The organism is Marinoscillum pacificum (assembly GCF_024714495.1).
Lineage (GTDB): Bacteria > Bacteroidota > Bacteroidia > Cytophagales > Cyclobacteriaceae > Marinoscillum > Marinoscillum pacificum.
Genome location: NZ_JAMZMJ010000001.1, coordinates 1,537,625 through 1,557,728, shown reverse-complemented (window position 1 = coordinate 1,557,728; position 20,104 = coordinate 1,537,625). Strand labels below are relative to the sequence as shown.

General features: G+C 39.1%; 17 protein-coding genes. 6 read left to right on the top strand and 11 right to left on the bottom strand.

All coding sequences use genetic code 11. The annotated features are described in order from the left end of the window. Window positions 1-9 precede the first annotated feature (9 nt). Together NXS00_RS06720 and NXS00_RS06715 are read right to left on the bottom strand one after the other, a co-directional pair. The gene (locus NXS00_RS06720; RefSeq protein ID WP_258098359.1) at window positions 10-1,215 is read right to left on the bottom strand and encodes a CapA family protein; all 1,206 of its coding nucleotides are present in this window, start codon (window positions 1,213-1,215) and stop codon (window positions 10-12) included. A gap of 147 nt (window positions 1,216-1,362) precedes the next feature. Then, window positions 1,363-2,346 carry a M23 family metallopeptidase gene (locus NXS00_RS06715; RefSeq protein ID WP_258098358.1) on the bottom strand — a complete coding sequence of 328 codons (984 nt, stop codon included), beginning with the start codon at window positions 2,344-2,346 and terminating at the stop codon, window positions 1,363-1,365. A 127-nt stretch (window positions 2,347-2,473) separates the two neighbouring features. Between NXS00_RS06715 and alaS the strand changes: the two genes are divergently transcribed. The 3 genes from alaS to NXS00_RS06700 are packed head-to-tail and all read left to right on the top strand — an operon-like array spanning window position 2,474 to window position 7,702. Then, a complete protein-coding gene (gene alaS / locus NXS00_RS06710) occupies window positions 2,474-5,113 on the top strand; it encodes an alanine--tRNA ligase (protein ID WP_258098357.1) in 2,640 nt (879 codons plus the stop codon). Next, window positions 5,110-6,570 carry an Asp-tRNA(Asn)/Glu-tRNA(Gln) amidotransferase subunit GatB gene (gene gatB, locus NXS00_RS06705; protein WP_258098356.1) on the top strand — a complete coding sequence of 487 codons (1,461 nt, stop codon included), beginning with the start codon at window positions 5,110-5,112 and terminating at the stop codon, window positions 6,568-6,570. The genes alaS and gatB overlap by 4 nt, the downstream gene beginning before the upstream one ends. Window positions 6,571-6,580: 10 nt before the next feature. Then, window positions 6,581-7,702, top strand: a complete 1,122-nt coding sequence (locus NXS00_RS06700) for a TlpA family protein disulfide reductase (RefSeq protein WP_258098355.1) — start codon at window positions 6,581-6,583, stop codon at window positions 7,700-7,702. Window positions 7,703-7,713: 11 nt separating this feature from the next. On the opposite strand, the gene NXS00_RS06695 is transcribed toward NXS00_RS06700, so the two are convergent. From NXS00_RS06695 to NXS00_RS06685, 3 genes are read right to left on the bottom strand one after another with little or no spacing between them, the layout of a single operon-like run. Then, a complete protein-coding gene (locus tag NXS00_RS06695; protein ID WP_258098354.1) occupies window positions 7,714-8,244 on the bottom strand; it encodes a hypothetical protein in 531 nt (176 codons plus the stop codon). Continuing rightward, window positions 8,244-8,765 (bottom strand): acyl-CoA thioesterase, encoded by a 522-nt coding sequence (locus NXS00_RS06690; RefSeq protein WP_258098353.1) that lies wholly within the window; start codon window positions 8,763-8,765, stop codon window positions 8,244-8,246. Before NXS00_RS06690 ends, NXS00_RS06695 begins: the two co-directional genes overlap by 1 nt. 1 nt (window position 8,766) lies before the next feature. Then, window positions 8,767-9,387: a protein-L-isoaspartate(D-aspartate) O-methyltransferase gene (locus NXS00_RS06685; protein WP_258098352.1), complete on the bottom strand. Its 621-nt coding sequence runs from the start codon at window positions 9,385-9,387 to the stop codon at window positions 8,767-8,769. Between the two features lie 91 nt (window positions 9,388-9,478). Between NXS00_RS06685 and NXS00_RS06680 the strand changes: the two genes are divergently transcribed. Together NXS00_RS06680 and NXS00_RS06675 are read left to right on the top strand one after the other, a co-directional pair. Next, on the top strand, window positions 9,479-10,075 hold the full coding sequence (locus NXS00_RS06680) for a riboflavin synthase (protein WP_258098351.1): 597 nt from the start codon (window positions 9,479-9,481) through the stop codon (window positions 10,073-10,075). Further along, entirely contained in the window at window positions 10,072-10,773 is a 702-nt protein-coding gene (locus NXS00_RS06675) for a LytR/AlgR family response regulator transcription factor (RefSeq protein ID WP_258098350.1), read from the top strand. The genes NXS00_RS06680 and NXS00_RS06675 overlap by 4 nt, the downstream gene beginning before the upstream one ends. Here the strand turns inward: NXS00_RS06675 and NXS00_RS06670 are convergent. Genes NXS00_RS06670 through tamL form a run of 3 tightly spaced genes read right to left on the bottom strand, consistent with a single transcriptional unit; the run spans window position 10,750 to window position 14,659 of the window. Continuing rightward, entirely contained in the window at window positions 10,750-11,319 is a 570-nt protein-coding gene (locus NXS00_RS06670) for a phosphatase PAP2 family protein (protein WP_258098349.1), read from the bottom strand. The genes NXS00_RS06675 and NXS00_RS06670 overlap by 24 nt on opposite strands. Continuing rightward, window positions 11,312-12,235, bottom strand: coding sequence for an oxygen-dependent coproporphyrinogen oxidase (gene hemF, locus NXS00_RS06665; protein ID WP_258098348.1), 924 nt, complete (start codon window positions 12,233-12,235; stop codon window positions 11,312-11,314). Before hemF ends, NXS00_RS06670 begins: the two co-directional genes overlap by 8 nt. Before the next feature lie 3 nt (window positions 12,236-12,238). After that, on the bottom strand, window positions 12,239-14,659 hold the full coding sequence (gene tamL / locus NXS00_RS06660; RefSeq protein ID WP_258098347.1) for a translocation and assembly module lipoprotein TamL: 2,421 nt from the start codon (window positions 14,657-14,659) through the stop codon (window positions 12,239-12,241). 14 nt (window positions 14,660-14,673) lie between these two features. Between tamL and NXS00_RS06655 the strand changes: the two genes are divergently transcribed. Beyond that, a complete protein-coding gene (locus NXS00_RS06655) occupies window positions 14,674-15,417 on the top strand; it encodes a TrmH family RNA methyltransferase (RefSeq protein ID WP_258098346.1) in 744 nt (247 codons plus the stop codon). Here the strand turns inward: NXS00_RS06655 and pgi are convergent. The 3 genes from pgi to NXS00_RS06640 all read right to left on the bottom strand — a co-directional run bounded on the left by pgi (window position 15,404) and on the right by NXS00_RS06640 (window position 20,014). Next, window positions 15,404-17,059: a glucose-6-phosphate isomerase gene (pgi, locus tag NXS00_RS06650; RefSeq protein ID WP_258098345.1), complete on the bottom strand. Its 1,656-nt coding sequence runs from the start codon at window positions 17,057-17,059 to the stop codon at window positions 15,404-15,406. The genes NXS00_RS06655 and pgi overlap by 14 nt on opposite strands. Before the next feature lie 99 nt (window positions 17,060-17,158). After that, window positions 17,159-18,181, bottom strand: coding sequence for a calcium/sodium antiporter (locus NXS00_RS06645; RefSeq protein WP_258098344.1), 1,023 nt, complete (start codon window positions 18,179-18,181; stop codon window positions 17,159-17,161). Window positions 18,182-18,289: 108 nt separating this feature from the next. Beyond that, window positions 18,290-20,014, bottom strand: a complete 1,725-nt coding sequence (locus NXS00_RS06640; RefSeq protein ID WP_258098343.1) for a phospho-sugar mutase — start codon at window positions 20,012-20,014, stop codon at window positions 18,290-18,292. Between the last annotated feature and the right edge of the window lie 90 nt (window positions 20,015-20,104).

Sequence of the window (20,104 nt, the reverse complement as noted above, 5' to 3'; positions counted from 1 at the left end):
TGGAATTTTTCAGTTTTGAATATAGGTAATTATCCCCTTATCATCAATGATTATTGGATTTTCAGGGAAATCTTCTTCAGTTAATTTTTTAATTGATTGCATAGCCCGTTTTCTGGAGTCCAATTCCGGCCCAAGGCTGTAGCTCTGGTAGAAAGAATGTATTTGTCCATTTAAAAAATTACCATCACTATCGATATTAAATTCTAGTAGGGGAGCTTCACCACTTACTCCTCTTAGGTTGAAACGACCATAAGTCAGAAAATTGCCCAATGAGTACGCGATTAATTTTTGTTTGTAGACTTCTATGGCTCTCACCACATGCGGTCCATGTCCCAGAATGACGTCAGCTCCTGTATCGATCATGGCATGGCTGAACTCATAAATGTTGCCACGGTCTTCTCCATAATAGAACTCCCGCTCTTTGGTGAGATGCATGTTTTTTGATCCTTCGGCTCCTCCATGTATAGATACAATGACTATGTCACTTAAAGAATCAAGTTTAGCCACAATTTGTTTAGCTCGCTCTTCATCATAAAAAGTTAACGTCCCTACATTTGGAGCAAAGGCCACAAAACCAACTTTGAGATGGCCTATTTTAGTTAGGATGTAAGGTTGTTCTACCGATCCCGCATAGGCAACTTCTAGTGAGTCTAGCGTTCTCTGAGTGCTCAGTCGACCAGGTTTCCCAAAGTCATTCGCATGATTATTGGCTACGGAAATCAAATCAAATCCCGCCTCAACTAAATTGGATGTTAGCCTGGTAGGCATTTTGAATAGATAGCATGCTTTTGGATTGGAACATTGTTTTTGAATGCCTTCTCCATCCAGAACGGTTCCTTCCAGATTGCCAAAGGTGATGTCAGCAGATGCTAATAATTCGCGAGTATCATCCCACAAGTATTCTCCGTTTCCTCCAGGTAAGTAGCTTTCATTGGGAAATTTCGTGCCCATCATCATATCACCTACGGCCATGATGTTGATTGTGTCTGGAAGTAGTCTATTGATGGCAATGTCTACTTCACTAAACAAAGAATCAAGCGTGTCTCCTTTTTGGGTAATCAAATACTCTATAGGTTCAGTAGTAGGCAGGGTGTCTAGACTTAAAGTGTCTAGTTGTTTGGAGGGAGTGGATGAAGTAAGGCTTGTTTGTGTTTTACAATTCGTTAGAACAATGATTAAAGTAACCCAAACAAGTAAGCGATTGATGCGATCCATTCCCGATTAATTAGCCCTCAAAAATATAAAGCCCAAAAGTATCTGACTTACTGAGTTTTCCACAACTTTTAGACAATTAATCCTTGAAGCATAAAAAAAGGTCTGACTATCAAAGTCAGACCTTTCAAATTTCTTATCTTCAGACTATTAATAAGACCCTAGAGCCTGACCTTCTTTAGAAGCTTCGATTAGAATTTCTTCATACTCTTCAGGACTAATGTCTTTATAGAAATAATGAACAGGGTCTTTTGCGTGACCATTGATTCGTACTTCGTAGTGGAGATGTGGAGCTGTAGATTTTCCAGAGTTTCCAGAGTATCCTATTAACTCACCTCTTTTTACTTTTTGACCTGCTTTTACTGTAAATTCACTCATGTGAGCATATCTAGTGGTGTAGTTAAAACCATGATCGATATCAATATGATTTCCGTATCCAGCGGGACTTCTTCTGGTAGATTTAATCACGCCATCTCCAGTTGCATATATTGGAGTTCCTTTAGGTAGTGAAAAATCCAACCCTTCATGAGGTCGTCTTACCTTTAGAATAGGATCCATACGATAACCATACCCACTTGATATTCTTTTAATGTGTTCTTTGGATACCGGTTGAATCGCTGGTAGTGAGGCAAACATTTCTTCTTTTTTCAGAGCTAACTCCATGAGTTCGTCATAGGATTTCGTCTGAATATACATTTGCTTTTTTAGCATATCTATTCTTTGATAATTTTCAAGAATAAGTTCGCCTTGTTTCAATCCATTATCCAATAAGTCCTTATATCTGTTTGCTCCTCCAAATCCTGCTTTCCTAACCTCTTCAGGAATTGGATCTGCTTCCATTATGATCCGATAAACATTGTCGTCTCTTTCTTGAAGATTGGTCAGCATTCTGCTTACATCTTCCATTTCCTGGCTTTGCAGCTCGTAGTACATTTTGAGCTCCTCGTTCTCTTTTCGGAGGATAGCTTCTTCAGGAGATTCAAAATACTTGATGTAAATGAATACGATACCTGATGCAAGTAGTAATGCCAGAGTCATAAAACCGAGCGAATTCCAAATGATATCCCAACTGGAAACCCTTATTCGCTCATATCTACATGACTCTGTATCATAATAATACTTAATTCTGGCCATTGGTCGATGTTAAGATTATTTTCAACTAGTTTTGTTCCGCCGGTTAAACAAACAACCAGCAAATTACGGTTTTTATAAGAACAAAACCAAATAATTGATTATAACTCATTAATTTTCAGTTAGTTACATGGATTCTAAGGTCATCAGAGCCAAATTTCTCGAGTTTTTTAATTCTAAATCCCATAAAATCGTTCCTTCTGCTCCAATAGTTGTGCAGAATGACCCAACCCTAATGTTTACGAATGCGGGGATGAATCAGTTCAAAGATTATTTCTTAGGGAACAAAACTCCTGAAGCAAATAGGGTAGCTGATACTCAAAAATGTTTGCGAGTATCTGGTAAGCACAATGACCTGGAAGAGGTAGGTTTAGATACCTATCACCATACCATGTTCGAAATGTTGGGTAACTGGTCATTTGGTGATTATTTTAAGAAAGAGGCCATCGAATGGGCATGGGAATTCTTGACTGAAGTATGTGAATTGCCTGCTGATAGAATGTACGCTACTGTATTCGAAGGTGACGCAAGTGAAGGATTGGAGTCTGATGAAGAAGCACGTTCGTATTGGAAAGGTTTAATTCCTGAAGAGCGTATTCTAAATGGAAATAAAAAAGATAATTTCTGGGAAATGGGCGATACAGGGCCGTGTGGACCTTGCTCAGAAATTCATATAGACCTTAGACCAGATGAAGATGTTGCTAAACAATCTGGTAAGGAGTTGGTCAACCAAGATCATCCACAAGTAGTGGAAATCTGGAACCTGGTATTCATGCAGTTCAATAGGTTAGCAGATGGTTCATTGAAAAATCTTCCTGCACAGCATGTGGATACTGGTATGGGATTTGAGCGTTTGGCTATGGCTGTGCAAAAGAAGCAGTCCAACTACGATACAGACGTATTCCAACCAACAATCAAAGCGATTGCTGCAAAAGCTGGCGTGACGTATGGTAATGATGAGAAGATAGATATTGCGATTAGAGTAATCTCAGATCACATTCGTGCCATCTCATTTACCATTGCAGATGGACAGTTGCCAGGTAATGCAAAAGCAGGCTATGTTATCAGAAGAATTTTGAGAAGAGCTGTTCGCTATGGCTATACCTTCCTGGATTTTAAGGAGCCATTCTTAACTGAGCTTGTGCCATTGTTGGCTGATCAGTTCAAAGAGGTATTCCCTGAATTGGATGCACAAAAGTCTTTTGTTGCTAAAGTGATTCGAGAAGAGGAAGTTGCTTTCCTTAGAACTCTTGATAAAGGTTTGAAGAGATTCGAAACCATCAAAGCTGAAACGGAAGGAAAAGTGATTGATGGAAAGGTTGTTTTCGAATTATACGATACCTATGGTTTTCCATTGGACTTGACTTCATTGATAGCTAGAGAAAATGGCTTGTCTATTAACGAGAATGAGTTCAAGGAAGAAATGGCTAAGCAGAAAGAACGCTCTAAGAGTGCTGCTCAGCAATCTACTGGTGACTGGATCGTGATTCAAGAAGCTGAACTTCCTGTTTTCCTGGGATATGAGCATTTAGTGTCTCAGTCTAAGATTACTCGTTATAGAGGAGTAAAACAGAGGAACAAATCGTTCTACCAGATCGTATTGGATCAAACTCCTTTCTATGCAGAGAGTGGAGGACAGGTGGGTGATACTGGTGTATTGGTAAATGGTGATGATAAAGTTGCTATTTTCGATACTAAGAAAGAAAATGATTTGATCGTTCATTATGCGAACGAACTTCCAAAAAATATAGAAGCTGAATTCACTGCTCAAGTGAATGTGACAAAGCGCTTACTTACTGAAAACAATCACTCCGCAACACACTTATTGCATGCTGCACTAAGAGAAGTGTTAGGTGATCATGTTCAGCAAAAAGGTTCATTGGTTAATGAGAAAGCTTTGCGTTTTGACTTTTCGCATTTCGCTAAAGTAACGGATGAAGAGTTGGCAAAAATTGAGAGCATTGTCAACAAAAAAATCCGTGAAAACATCAAACTGGAAGAAAAGCGTAACGTGCCAATCGAAGATGCAAAATCGATGGGAGCTATGGCGTTGTTCGGAGAGAAATATGGTGAATTCGTAAGAGTCATTACTTTTGATAAAGCATATTCCGTAGAGCTATGTGGTGGTACTCACGTACCAGCAACTGGTCAAATCGGTTTATTGAAAATAACAAGTGAAAGCTCTGTTGCTGCAGGTGTGCGTAGAATTGAAGCGATTACAGCAGATAAAGCGGAAGCTTATGTAGATGAAGAGTTGACGTTGCTTAATGAGATTAAGGAGCTCCTAAAGAGCCCTAAAGATCCTAAAAAAGCAATAGAGGCTTTAATAGAAGAGAAGAATCAACTTCAAAAGAAAATAGATGAGTTGAATCAACAGCAAGGCAGTGCTTTGAAAACTGACTTGATGAAATCAACTCAAGAAGTAAATGGTATCAGTTTGATCACCCAGGTTGTAAATGTCCCTGATGCCAACGTACTTAAACAACTGTCATTTGAACTCAAAAATGAAGTTCCGAATCTTTTAGCGGTTTTAGCTGCTAATCTGAACGAAAAACCAATGCTAAGTGTCATAATGGATGACAAGCTGGTGCAAGAACACGGCCTGAATGCTGGAGAAATGGTGAGAGCCATGGCGAAGGAGATTCAAGGTGGTGGAGGTGGACAGCCTTTCTACGCCACAGCAGGCGGTAAAGACGTTGCAGGTTTAGCAAAAGCCCTGGAGGTTGGAAAACAACTTTTAGAAGACAAACTGAACATTGAGATTAAATGATTTCACCAGAAGTGAAAGAAAAGTACCAACTGGTAGTTGGGTTGGAAGTACATGCACAGTTACATACTGAGAGTAAGATCTTTTCAGGAGATAGTAACTCATTTGGTGATGCTCCTAATACAAACGTAAGTGTCATTTCTCTTGGTCACCCAGGAGTAATGCCAAAACTCAATAAGAAGGCAGTAGAATACGCTATTCGAATGGGTTTGGCATGTGATTGCAAAATCAGTGAATACCAGTTTTTTGACCGTAAGAATTATTTCTATCCCGATCTTCCGAAAGGCTATCAGGTAACTCAGGATAAAACACCCATTTGTGTAGGTGGAAAGGTTCCTGTCTATTACGGAGATAACATTCACAGCGAAGTGATTCTTAACAGAATTCACCTGGAAGAAGATGCAGGGAAATCCATTCACGTTGAGGGAAAGAAAAATTCGCTGATCGATTTGAATCGTGCAGGCGTTCCTTTGATTGAAATTGTAACTGAACCTGTGATTCATTCGGCAGAAGAGGCTGGAGCCTTTCTTGCAGAGGTCCGAAGAATAGTTCGCTACCTTGGAATCTGTGACGGAAATATGGAAGAAGGCTCGCTTAGATGTGATGCCAATGTTTCTGTGAAGCTCAAAGATGCGAAGGAGCTTGGAAAGAAAGTGGAGCTTAAGAATATGAACTCAATCAAGAGTGTTATTCGAGCAATTGAACATGAGACTGAACGTCAAATCGATTTAATCGAAGATGGCGAAGAGATCCTTTCTGAAACCAGAACCTTCGATATCAATACAGGTAGATCTTCAGGGATGCGTACCAAAGAGGAATTGAACGACTACCGTTATTTCCCTGAGCCAGACTTAAGTCCAATTCATGTGACAGATGCATGGCTACATGAGATTGCTGATACTCAACCAACCTTGCCTTCTGAGTTTAGAAGAAAGTTCCAGGAAGATTATGGCTTGAGCTTGTATGATGCTGAGGTGTTGACAGATAAAAAGGAGATGGCTTATTTCTTTGATTCTTTCTGTGAGAAAACGGCTAACTACAAAGCAGCTGCTAACTGGACCATGGGGCCAATTAAATCATACCTTAATGAGCATGGTAAGGAGATAGATGAGCTAGAGATTGGAGTTGTCAGATTGGCTGAAATCATCCAATTGGTTGATGATAATTTGGTAAGCTTCTCAGCTGCCAGTCAGCAATTGTTGCCATACTTATTCGAACACCCTCATGTACCGGCAAAAGATGCTGCAAAGTCTTTAAATATTATCCAGGAGTCTGATTCCGGATCTATTCAACCGATTATCGATCAGGTTATAGAGGAAAATCCTGATAAGGTGAAAGCTTACAGAAATGGAAAGAAAGGGTTAATCGGAATGTTCATGGGAGAGGTCATGAAAAAGACCCAAGGTAAGGTTGATCCTAAAGTTGCTAAGAAACTTTTGCAAGATTCATTAGAATTGTAATATGACACATATGAAAAATATTAGTCCAATTATGCTATTGACTTTATTGTTTGCTTTTGCCTGCTCTGGTGGAGGAAGTGAAACTGGCGTTAAAGTTACAGGTAAGGTGGAAAACCCAATTGAAGGTGAGTTAGTGGTTTTGAACGAGTTCAAACCTACTGGACCTACTCCTTTAGATACGATCACAGTTGAGCCTTCAGGTGAATTTACAGTATATGTACCTGTGGATGCTCCTACATTTTATCGTTTGAATTTCTACAACCGTCAGCAGGTGACTATGGTGCTTGATGGCAAAGAAGAGGTTGTTGAGATCATGCTAGAAGGTGATAACCCACAAGGTGAGGTTTCTATCAAAGGATCAAAGCATACAGCCTATATCAAAGAAATGGAAGGGCGTATCCGTGATAATCAATCTGACGTGCAAGCTCTAAATCAACAAGCAATGGAAGCGAGGCAAGATGATGATGCTGCGAAAATGCAACGTTTGACTGAAGAGTATTATGCCTTGATGAATGAGTATCAAAAGGAATTTAAAGAATATGTATGGAGTATCACCCCTTCACTTTCTGTAGTTTATGGCTTGGAAAACCTTCCAATTGAAGAGCATTATTCATTTTACGATAGTGTGACTCAAAAGTTGAAACAAGACACTGCCTTAGCTAAGAACTTCTTTGTGGCTGACTTGATTACCAAGGTAGATGGTGCTAAAAATTTGGCTGTTGGTGCGGAAGCTCCTGAAATTTCTATGGAAAACCCGGATGGCGAAATCATTACACTTTCATCCTTAAAAGGTAAATATGTGCTCATCGACTTCTGGGCTGCATGGTGCAAGCCTTGTAGAGCTGAAAATCCTAATGTGGTAAGAATGTACAGCGAGTATGGCGGGGATCAGTTTGAAATTCTAGGTGTATCACTTGACCGCAATAGAGACGCCTGGCTAAAGGCAATTGATCAGGATGGCTTGCCATGGTTGCATGTTAGTGATCTACAGTATTTTAACAATGTGGCAGCCAGGACCTATCAAATCTCGGCTATTCCAGCTACATACTTAATCGGTCCTGATGGTAAGATCATTGCTAAGGGACTAAGAGGGGCTAGTTTAGAAGCTAAACTGAAAGAAATTTTCGGTTAGGAGTTTAACCCTCATAAAAACATTTTCTGAAGCGCCTCCCAAAGGCGCTTTTTTTGTGCTGGATCACTGTGTAACTCACTTGGCGCAACGGCCGTGAGGACTTTCTTTCCAGGAAATTGGGTCGGAGTGTACATTTCTATACTTGTTCCAGCTTTTGCATTTAGCTCATTTTGGTATCCAAAACACAACAGGTTTTTGTGGTACGGAGAATAAGCTTCAAGCCCTTCCATGATGTTGGCTTGGTTGATGTCTTTTTTAATGGCTTGCAAAATCTTTGTAAGCAAATCTTTGTCAGCAGGAGAAAGAGGAGGACACCAGATGGCCATTTCATGCATTACTGGAGTTTCCTTTTTCGGAATGGTGATTTTAGGTGTTGGTGCAACTGCTGGTTCATCCACTTTTGTTGGAGCCGCTGGTGGTGTTTCAATTTTAGAAACTGGCTGCTCTTGAATGATTTCTTGAGGTTCTTCTGTAGGGATAGAATCTCCTTTGATCAAGTAAACTTCTTCGGTTATAAAAAGCGGTAGATAATTGTGCTCCATTAATCCATTTTGAAGATTGATTTCAATTCAACAGCGTCTTCAGGATTCATACGCTTCCCTAAAACTAATCGGAGCTGTCTTCTTCTCAAAGCACCCTCGTATAGTTCTTGTTCTAATTCTGTTTCAGGGCTTACCTCTGGTACGTCTATTGGTCTTCCAATTTGATCTACGGCTACAAATGTGAAGAATGCTCTATTAGATTCAATCTTTTTACCCGACGGTACATCTTCAGCAGTTACTTCAATGTAAACTTCCATTGAGGAGTTAAAAGATCTAGTCACAAATGCAGTTAAGGTTACCACATTGCCTAACTGAATCGGTTTAGAAAAGGAAATGTTATCAACAGAAGCTGTGACAACTATTCTGTTGGAATGTCTCTGAGCAGCAATGGCAGATACAATATCCATCCAGTGCATCAAGCGACCTCCCATTAGGTTATTCAAAGTGTTGGTATCATTGGGTAACACCATTTCTGTCATAGTCACAAAAGACTCTCTACATGACTTGCTTTTCTTTGGCATGCTATTTCCATCCTTTTTCACCTCGCAAAGGTACAAAGCTGAAATTGTTAAATGCTTTTTTGGATATTTTGTTTTCAGCTACCTTGGTTAGTCGATACATCACTTGCGTCTTGTTGTTCCCAACAGGGATGATGAGTTTACCGCCCACTTTTAGTTGTTTGACCAAATCCTGTGGAAGTGAAGGAGCTCCTGCTGTAACTATGATTCCGTCATATGGTGCAAAATCAGGTAATCCTTTGGAGCCATCTCCATGGAAAAAGCGAGGTTTGTAACCTAATTGGGGTAGAAAAATTTTTGTCTTTTCATAGAGCACTTTGTTGTACTCAATGGTGTAGACATCCGCTCCAAGCTCCAACAAGATCGCCGCCTGATATCCTGAGCCAGTTCCAATCTCTAGAATCTTATCGCCAGGTTTGATTTCTAATTGTTCAGTTTGAAAGGCTACGGTATAAGGCTGTGAAATAGTCTGGCCCTGTCCTATAGGAAAGGCTTTGTCTTCATAAGCATGCGTCACAAAAATGTCATCAAAGAAGTAGTGTCTAGGAAGGTTCATCATGGCCTCTAACACACGCTGATCTTTAATTCCTTTGGCTGCTACCTCCTTTATTAGCAGCTTTCTCATGCCTTTATGCTTGTAGGTGTCTTTCAATTATTTTTGATTAGCTATTATTGCACTTTCAGGTATAAATCACGCCACCGAACACTTAAATTCCATGTTTACTGGTATCGTTGAATCACTCGGCAATCTTAAGCAAACAAAAAGAGAAGGTACGAATCTCCATCTTGAAATTTCGTCTGACATCAGTCGAGAATTGAAGATTGATCAGAGTGTAAGTCACAATGGTGTTTGTCTTACAGTTACAGAAGTGAATGAAAATTCACACTGGGTTACAGCAGTTGACGAGACATTGCAAAAGTCAAACTTGGGAGGTTTGGAGGATGGTGATTTAATCAATCTGGAAAGATGTATGCAAATGAATGGTAGACTGGATGGTCATATCGTTCAGGGGCATGTAGATACTACAGCAGAAGTAAAAGAAGTGAAGGATGAAGATGGGTCGTGGGTCTTTACTTTTGAATTAAGGGAAGCTGGATTAATGGTTGAAAAAGGGAGTGTATGCGTCAATGGAGCAAGCCTAACGTGCTTCAATGTGGGTGAAAAAACTTTCAGTGTGGCAATAATTCCTTACACTTTTGACCATACAAATTTTAAAAATCTAGAAAAATGTAGTATTGTTAATGTAGAATTCGATATTGTAGGTAAATACATACAAAAATTAACCAGTCAAAATACAGGTAATCCACTATGATCCTTAACTGTATGATTGTTGACGATGATGAAATGTCACGTCTTCTCGTAAGTAAGTTTGTCGAACAGACAGATTTCTTGAATTTAACTCATGTATTGGACAACACGATTGAGGCGTCTAATATTCTGATTGATGAAAAGAATAATGATATTGATTTAGTATTTCTGGATGTTGAAATGCCAGAAATGACAGGTCTTGATCTGGCTAAACAATTGAAGAATACCTATCCAATTATCTTCATTACTTCCAAAAAGGAGTATGCAATTGAAGCTTTTGAAGATAATGTTTTGGACTATCTCGTTAAGCCGTTTGAATACACAAGGTTTCTTAAATCGGCTGTAAAGGCTAAAGAGCAACGCGAAAAAGAGCTGAAATATGCAGAAAAGGAAGATCACCTTTTTGTAAAGTCAGGTTCTAAATTTGTTCGCATTCCTTATGAAGAATTGTACTTCGTGGAAGCTCTAGCTGATTATGTGATTTTCAATACGGTCAAAGGGAAATACATTGTACATCACACCATGAAGGGAATTGAGAAGAGACTTCCAGTGAGTATTTTCAGCCGTGTTCACAGGTCTTATATTGTGAATCGTAATAGAATTAATCACATTGAGGATTTCAATATTGCGATCAGCGATAAAGTTATTCCGATAGGAGCTTCCTATAAAGAGGCATTTTTAGAGAAAGTCAATATGCTTTGATTTAGTGGCTAGGTACTGATGCGCTTTAATGGCGAGAAAACTGTACACTAGCCCTATTAATGCTCCAACAAGAATATCACCTGGGTAATGAACGCCCAGGTACACCCTACTGTAAGCAATCAGTGCTGCCCAAATCAGTAGGGGAATCCCAATCCACTTTTTGTCCTGAAAAAAGAAATAACCAGCCACTGCAAACGCATTTGCAGAATGTCCGGAAGCAAATCCGTACAACCCTCTACATTTATCAATGATGAAGACCATTCCTGTTAACTGAGGGTCCTTACAAGGTCTGTATCGCTCAAAAAATGGTTTCATGAGGTGTGAGGTGGTCTGATCTGAAAATAAGATGATCAATCCAATTACGATCAGTGGCTGGTACACTTTGATTCCATAGCGCTGATATAATCGAAAAGCAAGAAGGAGATAAAGAGGTATCCAGACGTGCGTTTCAGACATAAAAATCATGAAGCTGTCTAGATGCGGACTCCCAAGCCCATTGAGTTCTAAGAATAGCTGAAGATCTATGTCTTTTAGCCAATCAAGCATCGGCTAACCAGTCAATATCTTTCTTAAGCCATTTTAAAGATTCACCTTCTGGAGTACTTTCATCTGGTTTGTAGTCATACAGCCAATCCGCCTGCGGAGGCATGCTCATTAAGATGGATTCTGTCCGGCCATTGGTATCCAGTCCAAACTTGGTGCCTCTATCCCAAACGAGGTTAAACTCGACATAGCGACCTCTTCTAACGCGCTGCCAGTGCAGGTTCTCTTCAGTATATGGTTTATTCCTATGTAGATCTGCGTAATGCTTATAAATAGGAACAAAAGCTTCTCCCACACCTTGATGAAATGCCCAGAGTTCATCAAATGACTTTTGCTCTTTTGATTCGTTGAGGTGGTCATAGAATATTCCACCAACACCTCTTGTCTCATCTCTATGTTTAATAAAGAAGTAGTCGTCGGCCCACTTTTTAAATTTGGGATAATATTTAGCGTCAGTTTGATCACAAACCTCTTTGAGTTTGGTATGAATGAATTTACCCGAATCAGCTGTGACGTAATGAGGGGTAAGGTCTATTCCTCCACCAAACCAATACGTACTTTCATCTCCTTCTTTTCCTTCTGTTTCAAAATAGCGTACATTCATGTGAATGATAGGCACCCAAGGGTTTTTAGGGTGAAGTACGATAGAGACACCTGTTGCGTAAAATGTAGAAGGTCCAAAGCCTAAAGCATTTTGAATCTTTTCGGGTAAGTCTCCATGAACTGCAGAGAAATTAACACCTCCTTTTTCAATTAAATTTCCATTGGTGATAACACGAGATCTGCCTCCACCGCCATCATTGTCTCTTGCCCAGAGGTCTTCATGGAATGTTGATCGTCCATCCAACTGTTCTAGACTTGAGCAAATAGAGTCTTGTAAAACTTTGAATCGTTCAGTAATCGTTTCTTTACTTCTCATAAGTTAGAATGGGTAACCAATACCAATATTTAAGGTTGGCTTTAAAAGGGTTTTAAATGTGTAATCATCCAAAAGTAGTCGTTCTCCTTTTGGTAAGCCTGGGTCCAGGACTTTATAAGCCAAATCTAATCGAAGTACAAGGAAAGAGAAATCTAGTCTCAGTCCAAATCCAGTACCAATGGCGATTTGATTCGTTGCGTCCTTTATGTCAAATTTTCCATTTTCTTCTGGGTTGGTATAATCTCCTGTAAGACCATCACTTTTCCAAAGCCACATATTACCAGCGTCAACGAAGAGTGCATAATCAATAAAACCTACCAGGTTGGAACGATATTCTACACTTGTTTCGATTGAAATATCTCCTGCTCTTTCTGTTGAATAATCGATTACTTGAGCGTCTAGTTGGGTGGAATCTAGAATGGCATATGCTCCAGGGCCTAAACGTCTAGGTCGCCATGCACGCACACTATTGCTTCCTCCTGCGAAGAAATATTTTTCATAAGGCAATGATCCACCTCCATAGGAATATGCGGCTCCTAAACTGATTTTATAGGCTAATGAGGAGCGTCGGGTTAATTTGACGTTTTGACGATACTCGAATGTGCCTCTGAGATATTTATAGTTTTCGAGATCCTGAAATGCAGAGAGCTTGTTGAAGATTCCTAACAGGTTGCCTCCTGATTCGATGGACGCCTGAATAAAATGTGCGTCGTTATTTCCAACCCCATAGTTTCCATAGTTGTAACGTGCTGAGAATGCCGAAAAAGTAAAGAAGGACGGGTTGAAGGAAGCAATGGTCGTAGGTGACCCTCTTTCTTCGAGTGATTTGTCAAATGATTCCGTGGTGTAAGAGAAAATATAGTTAGCATCAAATGGGGTGAAAGAATATTGCGCTCGGTTATCTACTTGCCAGATGTAAGCCATGTTAAAGTTGACTGTATTACGTTCATATTCTCCAATTCGCTCTTCGAAGTTGATACCGGCAGAAACTTTAGTTCTTGGATTATATCGTCCTATAATATTCCTTAAATCCTCATTAAATGGAAACAGAAATTGCGGAAACGTAAGTGATAATTTACCACCATATTGAAACCGGGAATAGTTAAGGTTGGTTTGGTCTGAGTTCTCAGAATTGACGTTCTCCAGACCTTGAACGCTTACATTTCCATCGAATTGTATGATTTCTAGTCCGCCGAAAATATTTCTGCCTTTTACATTGAGATTTAGAAATGGTCCTGGAATTCTACCTTGACCTTCAAAAATACTCAAACCTGCTTCGGATGAGGTTTGATACTTTTTCAACGGACTTGTGAAAATGTTAGCAATGAACTGACCTCCAGTAGTGTCATAGTTAACGTTTACAAATTTAAATATATCGAGATAGGATAATTGCTGCTGGGTTTGCAGTGTCAGTTCCTTGCTATATAAACTGTCTTTCTCAAGGAAGACTCTACGTGCAAGCAGTCTTTCAGAATAATTGCTACCCATAAAGTTGTAAGTGACATTATTGTAATTCACAGGTTGCAAATATCTCGATGCACCAGCTTGGTCAGCTGAGAATATGACTGAATCCATACGATACACCTGGTGCTGATTTTCTTCTATAGGGTTAGTTATTGTTTGCCTTACCACTAATCGCTGGTCACTAAGTAACATGGAGTCCACTTCAAAAAGGACATATTGCCGTTTGAAATTGTAGAACCCATTATTGGTCATGAGGTCATAGACTCTTGCTCGCTCTGCTTCAAAGAGGTTTTGATCGTATTTTTTATTGAGCAACAACTGATCATCGATATTATTCATGAATAGCTGCTCCACCTTAGGATCCCTGATGACATACACCATAGAATCTATTCTGTATGGCTTGTTTTCAGAGATATTGTATGTGATTGTGCTTTTTCTATTGTGTGTTTCTATAGTGCTCTCAATGGTAGCATTGAAATAACCTTTAGAAAAAAGGTAATTGTTTAGATTGATAACTGATACATCTACTTTGGTGCTATCAAATACTGCAAGGTCTTCCCCCCATCGCATTAATTGATTTCCCTGAGTAAGTTTTTTATCCTTCTTTTCAAGCTTTTGGTTACGCTTGGAATTAAGTTTGGCCTTTCTTTTAGAAGATTTGGCTCTGTTTATTTTACGACGGTATTTTTTATCAATGGCATCTCTTTTTTCAGCTACTGATGCCGAATCGTAAAAGTTTTCGCCTAGCTTTTTGATGTGAAACAGGTGTGCAATGGGTAGGAGGAATAGGCGGGTATTTGGCGATTGAGCCATTTGTCCTCGCAGATCCTCAGTAGAAACTTTACCTGTTGTTTTAATTTTCTGTTTTCTAAGAACTGATTCATCCTTTTTTAGGTACTTTGTGCCTAAACAAGAAGACAGAATAACTGGTATCAGCAACAAAACAGTTCTTACTCTCAATTCCAACTCACCTTATGGTATCTAAAAAACAGTCAAAATTCATTAAATCGCTGAAGATAAAAAAGTACCGCTCTAAAGAAATGTGCTTCTTCGTAGAAGGACGCAAAAATACTGTTGAGGGAATCGCAAGTGGATTGTCTCTAAAATATCTTTTGGCAACAAGTGAATTCTTGAAAGATAACGAAAGTGAATTGCAATTTGTTGAATCGCAGGTGATAGAATGTTCGCCTTCAGATTTGAAAGAGTTAGGAACATTTACTACGAATAATGATTGTTTGGCTGTATTCGAAATTCCTGAAGTTTCAAGAGAGATTGATTTTTCGGATCATGTAATTGTATTAGATGGTGTTAGTGATCCAGGAAACCTGGGAACTATCATCAGAACTCTTGATTGGTATGGAATTAATCAATTGGTTTGTTCTGCTGACACAACTGATTTGTATAGCCCAAAAGTTTTGAATGCTACCATGGGTTCATACACACGAGTTAGAGTGTATTATCAAGATTTAAAGGAGTTTTTAAAGGATATCCCCAATCCATCATATGGTGCTGATTTGGAAGGCATTCCCCTTCCTGAATTGAAATCAGAGAAACCTATTGTTCTGGTGATGGGAAGTGAATCTCACGGTATTTCCAATTCGATTGGCAATTTGTTAACTGGCAAAGTGACGATTCCAAAAATAGGGGAGGCAGAGTCTCTCAATGTAGCTATTGCTACAGGAATACTCTGCCACCACTTAAAGTTTAACCTTTCTTAAATTCTTTGTAAGCGTTGATCAGCCCTGATGTAGATGCATCATGATCAGATACTTGTTCATCAGAAGAAAGCTTCGGAAGTATTCTTTTGGCTAGTTGTTTCCCAAGTTCTACTCCCCATTGATCAAAACTGAAGATGTTCCAGATCACTCCCTGAACAAATATCTTGTGCTCGTACATTGCGATTAGTGATCCCAATGTATGTGGAGTTAGTTTTTTAAAAAGAATACTGTTAGTAGGCCTGTTTCCTTCAAATACTTTGAAAGATGCCAAAAGCTCAATTTGGTCATCAGAAACACCAGCGGCTTTAAACTCAGCTACTACTTCTTCTCTACTTTTTCCCATCATCAATGCTTCAGTTTGAGCAAAGAAGTTGGCAAGTAATTTCTCATGGTGATCTGCCAATGGGTTTTGACTGATGGCAGGTGCCAGGAAGTCACAAGGGATCAATTTAGTTCCCTGATGAATTAATTGATAAAACGCATGTTGTCCGTTGGTTCCTGGCTCTCCCCAAATAATTGGACCAGTCTGATAGCTTACTTTTTCACCATTTCTTCCAACATATTTACCATTACTTTCCATATCTCCTTGCTGTAGATATGGAGCAAATGCATGCATGTACTGGTCGTAAGGTAAGATGGCTTGAGTCTCAGCTCCAAAGAAGTTATTGTACCAAACTCCGAGCAAAGCTAAAATGGTTGGTAGATTTTCTTTATCCGGTGCATTCAGGAAGTGATTATCCATAGCCTCAGCTCCTTTTAGTAGCTGTTCGAAATTGTCATATCCAATAGCACATGCAATGGACATTCCAATAGCTGACCAGAGTGAGTAGCGGCCACCAACCCAGTCCCAAAACTCGAACATGTTGTTAGTGTCAATACCAAATTCGGATACTGCTTCTTTGTTAGTAGAAAGAGCAATGAAATGGTTTTTTACAAAAGACTCGTCTTTTGCAGCTTCTAAGAACCATGTTTTAGCTGAATTAGCATTGGTCATGGTTTCTTGTGTTGTAAACGTTTTGGAAGCAATGATGAACAGAGTTGTTTCCGGGTTTACTTGTTTCAAAGTAGAAACAATATGCGTACCGTCAACATTAGAAACGAAGTGAGAAGTGATTCCTTCTACCTGGTATGGTTTCAAACTTTCTGTAACCATGAATGGCCCTAAGTCAGATCCACCAATTCCAATATTTACGACATCAGTAATTTTCTTGCCAGTGTACCCCTTCAATTCACCCGAATGAAGTTTTTCGGTGAATGCTTTAATGCGAGTTAAAACACCTAGAACATCGGATGTCACATCTTTGCCTTGATCACTAAATGTTTTGCCTGATAAGCCTCTAAGAGCTACGTGAAGCACTGCTCTATCTTCAGTGAGGTTGATATGGTCACCTCCAAACATTGCCTGTTTAGCATCAGATAATCCGACTTCCTCTACAAGATCAAATAACAGATCAAGAGTGTCTGAAGTGATACGGTTTTTAGAGTAATCCAAAAGGATGTCTTCAAACTGGATAGAAAATCTGTTGAAACGATCTTCATCTTCAGCAAATAGAGACTTCATATGAGTCTCCTTTAGATCGTTGTAATGTTTTTCAAGCTTACCCCATGCAGAGGTTTTGGTAGGATCTATTGTAGGTAACATGTAATTTCTATTTTCGATGCAAACATTACAATAAACCCCAACTTATACAATAAAGGTTCATTGTAAAAGATGGGGTTTAATAAAAATCTTTAGGTCTTTTTAGAAGAATAGTCCGTATCCGTATCCTTCTCTCTCGAAAAGGATGTACATATATACTACGAAGCCAATCAGGTAGATTAACCCCTCAGCTCTGTCAAGTTTGTATTTCGCAAATGTAAACATGAATATGAACAGCATAAAGGTTCCTCCCATTACAAAATACAAGTCAAGATTTAAGGATGAAGGATAACCCAATGGGGCGTGTACTAATCCTGTGGCGCCAATAACCAATAACAGATTGAAAATATTGGAACCTACAATGTTACCAACTGCTAAATCTGATTTTTTCTGGAAAGCTGCTACCGCTGAAGTGGCGAGTTCTGGAAGTGAAGTTCCTGCAGCAAGGATTGTAAGTCCAATTAATTTCTCACTAACATTAAATATGGTTGCGATTTCAACCGCGTTCTTCACAATCATTTGACCGCCAAAAATCAATCCTGCAATACCAAGGACAATCATCACAGTGGTTTTAACACTGCTGTAAATTTCAATGTCCTCCACCATATCACTTTCCTCAGGGTTTCTTGTAAGGTTCATGAAGATGTAGGTAAGGAAACCACCAAACATTACAATTAAGACCAGAGAATCCACAGTGGTTAATTGGTTGGATTCAGCTCCGAGGAACATGACATCATTTACTAGAAAGAAAAAGATGAATGTTGCTATTAATGAGTACGGAATTTCCTTCCAAAGCGCATTTCTCTGTACCGTCAACGGATAGATAACACTAGATATGCCTAGTATTAGGAATATGTTAAATATGTTCGATCCTATGATGTTTCCAAAAACAATATCATGGGTCATCAGGCCATCAGCACCTTCATTAGGTACTGACCCAGAGATGATATTAACCACCAGTTCTGGTGCAGATGTTCCCATAGCCACTACGGTAAGACCGATGGCTATATCAGATACGTTGAATCTTTTGGCTAAAGAGCTGGCCCCATTGACCAGAAAATCTGCTCCCTTGATTAGGAGTACAAATCCAACAATTACAAGTATTATATTAATAAATACTGACAAGGCGGTTCCAGGTTAGATCGGTTGATAATATAAATATATGCAGAATGTTTTTCAAAATTCCTTGCAAGATAAATAGATCTAAAGATTTAAGCAACATGGTGTAAAAAGTTATAAACCAAGCTCTTCCATGATTTTATCTGTCTTATTCTTAAGATCTGATACTGTTTGATCATATTTCGAAAGATCTTCAACTTTTGTATTTACCGAAAAATAAAACTTGATTTTTGGCTCTGTACCTGAAGGTCTTACTGAAATTTTACTGCCATCTTCTGTAATAAACTGCAAGACATTCGATGAAGGGAAGTTAATCTTCGAAGAAACTCCGCTGCCCAAGTCTTTTTGTTCTCCAGTTTTATAATCAATTAAGGTTTTAACGTTCGATCCACCAAGACTTTTCGGAGGATCTTGTCTAAACTTAACCATCATTTCGTTAATTTCCTCTGCTCCTGACTTACCTTTTTTGGTCAAAGACTTCAAAGACTCCTGGAATAGGCCAAATTCACTATGAATATTTTTCAATAAGTCGTAGAGTGAAGTGCCTTCGGATTTTGCCCACGCTGCCATTTCTGCAATCATAGCACATGAAGCAATCGCATCTTTGTCACGTACTGCATCACCTATCAGGTATCCATAACTTTCTTCACCACCACCAATGAATTGTTCTTTACCTTCAAGATCACGGATAACCTCAGCAATAAATTTGAACCCTGTTAGGGTGTTGTACAGTTTTGCCTCATACTTTTCAGCAATTTTTTCAATCAGATCAGTGGTTACGATGGTTTTAACCACATATTCCTTACCAGTGATTTTGCCGTTCTCTTTCCACTTGCGTAGTAGATAATACAAAAGGAGTGAGCCTGTTTGGTTTCCATTTAATAACTGGAAAGCGCCTTTGTCGTTTTTGACAGCAATACCCACTCTATCAGAATCTGGGTCAGTTGCCATTACCAAATCAGCATCAATTACTTCTGCTTTTTTGAGGGCTAAACTTAATGCTTCCGCCTCTTCTGGATTAGGATAAACTACGGTTGGGAAATTGCCATCTGGTTCGACCTGCTCCTCAACTTGTGATACATTTTCAAAGCCAAACTTTTTAAGAACTGGGGGTACCAGAGTGGACCCTGTGCCATGAATACCACTAAATACAATTTTTAAGTCTTTTTCTTTCTCAATTGCATCTGGAGAAAGGGATAATGACTTGATCATATCTAGATATACCTCATCTATTTCTTTGCCAATTGGCTGAATCAAAGTCTCATCGGCATCAAATTTCACGTCATCGATAGATAGAATTTTACCAACTTCGGTAATAACATTTTTGTCATGTGGAGGAACAATTTGTGCTCCATCATCCCAATAAGCTTTGTAGCCGTTGTATTCTTTTGGATTGTGCGATGCGGTTAATACTACACCACTTTTACATCCAAGATGTCTTATGGCAAAAGAGAGTTCCGGAGTTGGTCTTAAGTCTTCGAATAGATAAACTTTTATGCCATTGGCGGAAAAAACAGCAGCTGTTGTTTCAGCAAAGAATCGGCTGTTATTTCTACTGTCGTGAGCTATTGCAACACTTATTTCTTCTCCAGCGAAGTTGATATTAAGGTAGTTAGCAAGGCCTTGTGTAGCCATCCCAACAGTATATTTATTCATTCTGTTGGAACCGTAACCCATAATACCTCTTAGCCCACCTGTTCCAAACTCCAGGTCTTTATAGAAACATTCGGTTAATTCACTTTGGTCAGATGAATCTATCATTTTTTGGATAGCATCTTTTGTTTCCTGATCTACTTTTTGGCTGCTCAGCCATTTTTGCGCTTTCTCTACTATTTCCATTGTGAAATTATAATTATGGCAATTTTAAGGTTATTTAAACCTATTTTAATTGAATATTAATAATTAATTATGGTATTAATTTAAAATAAC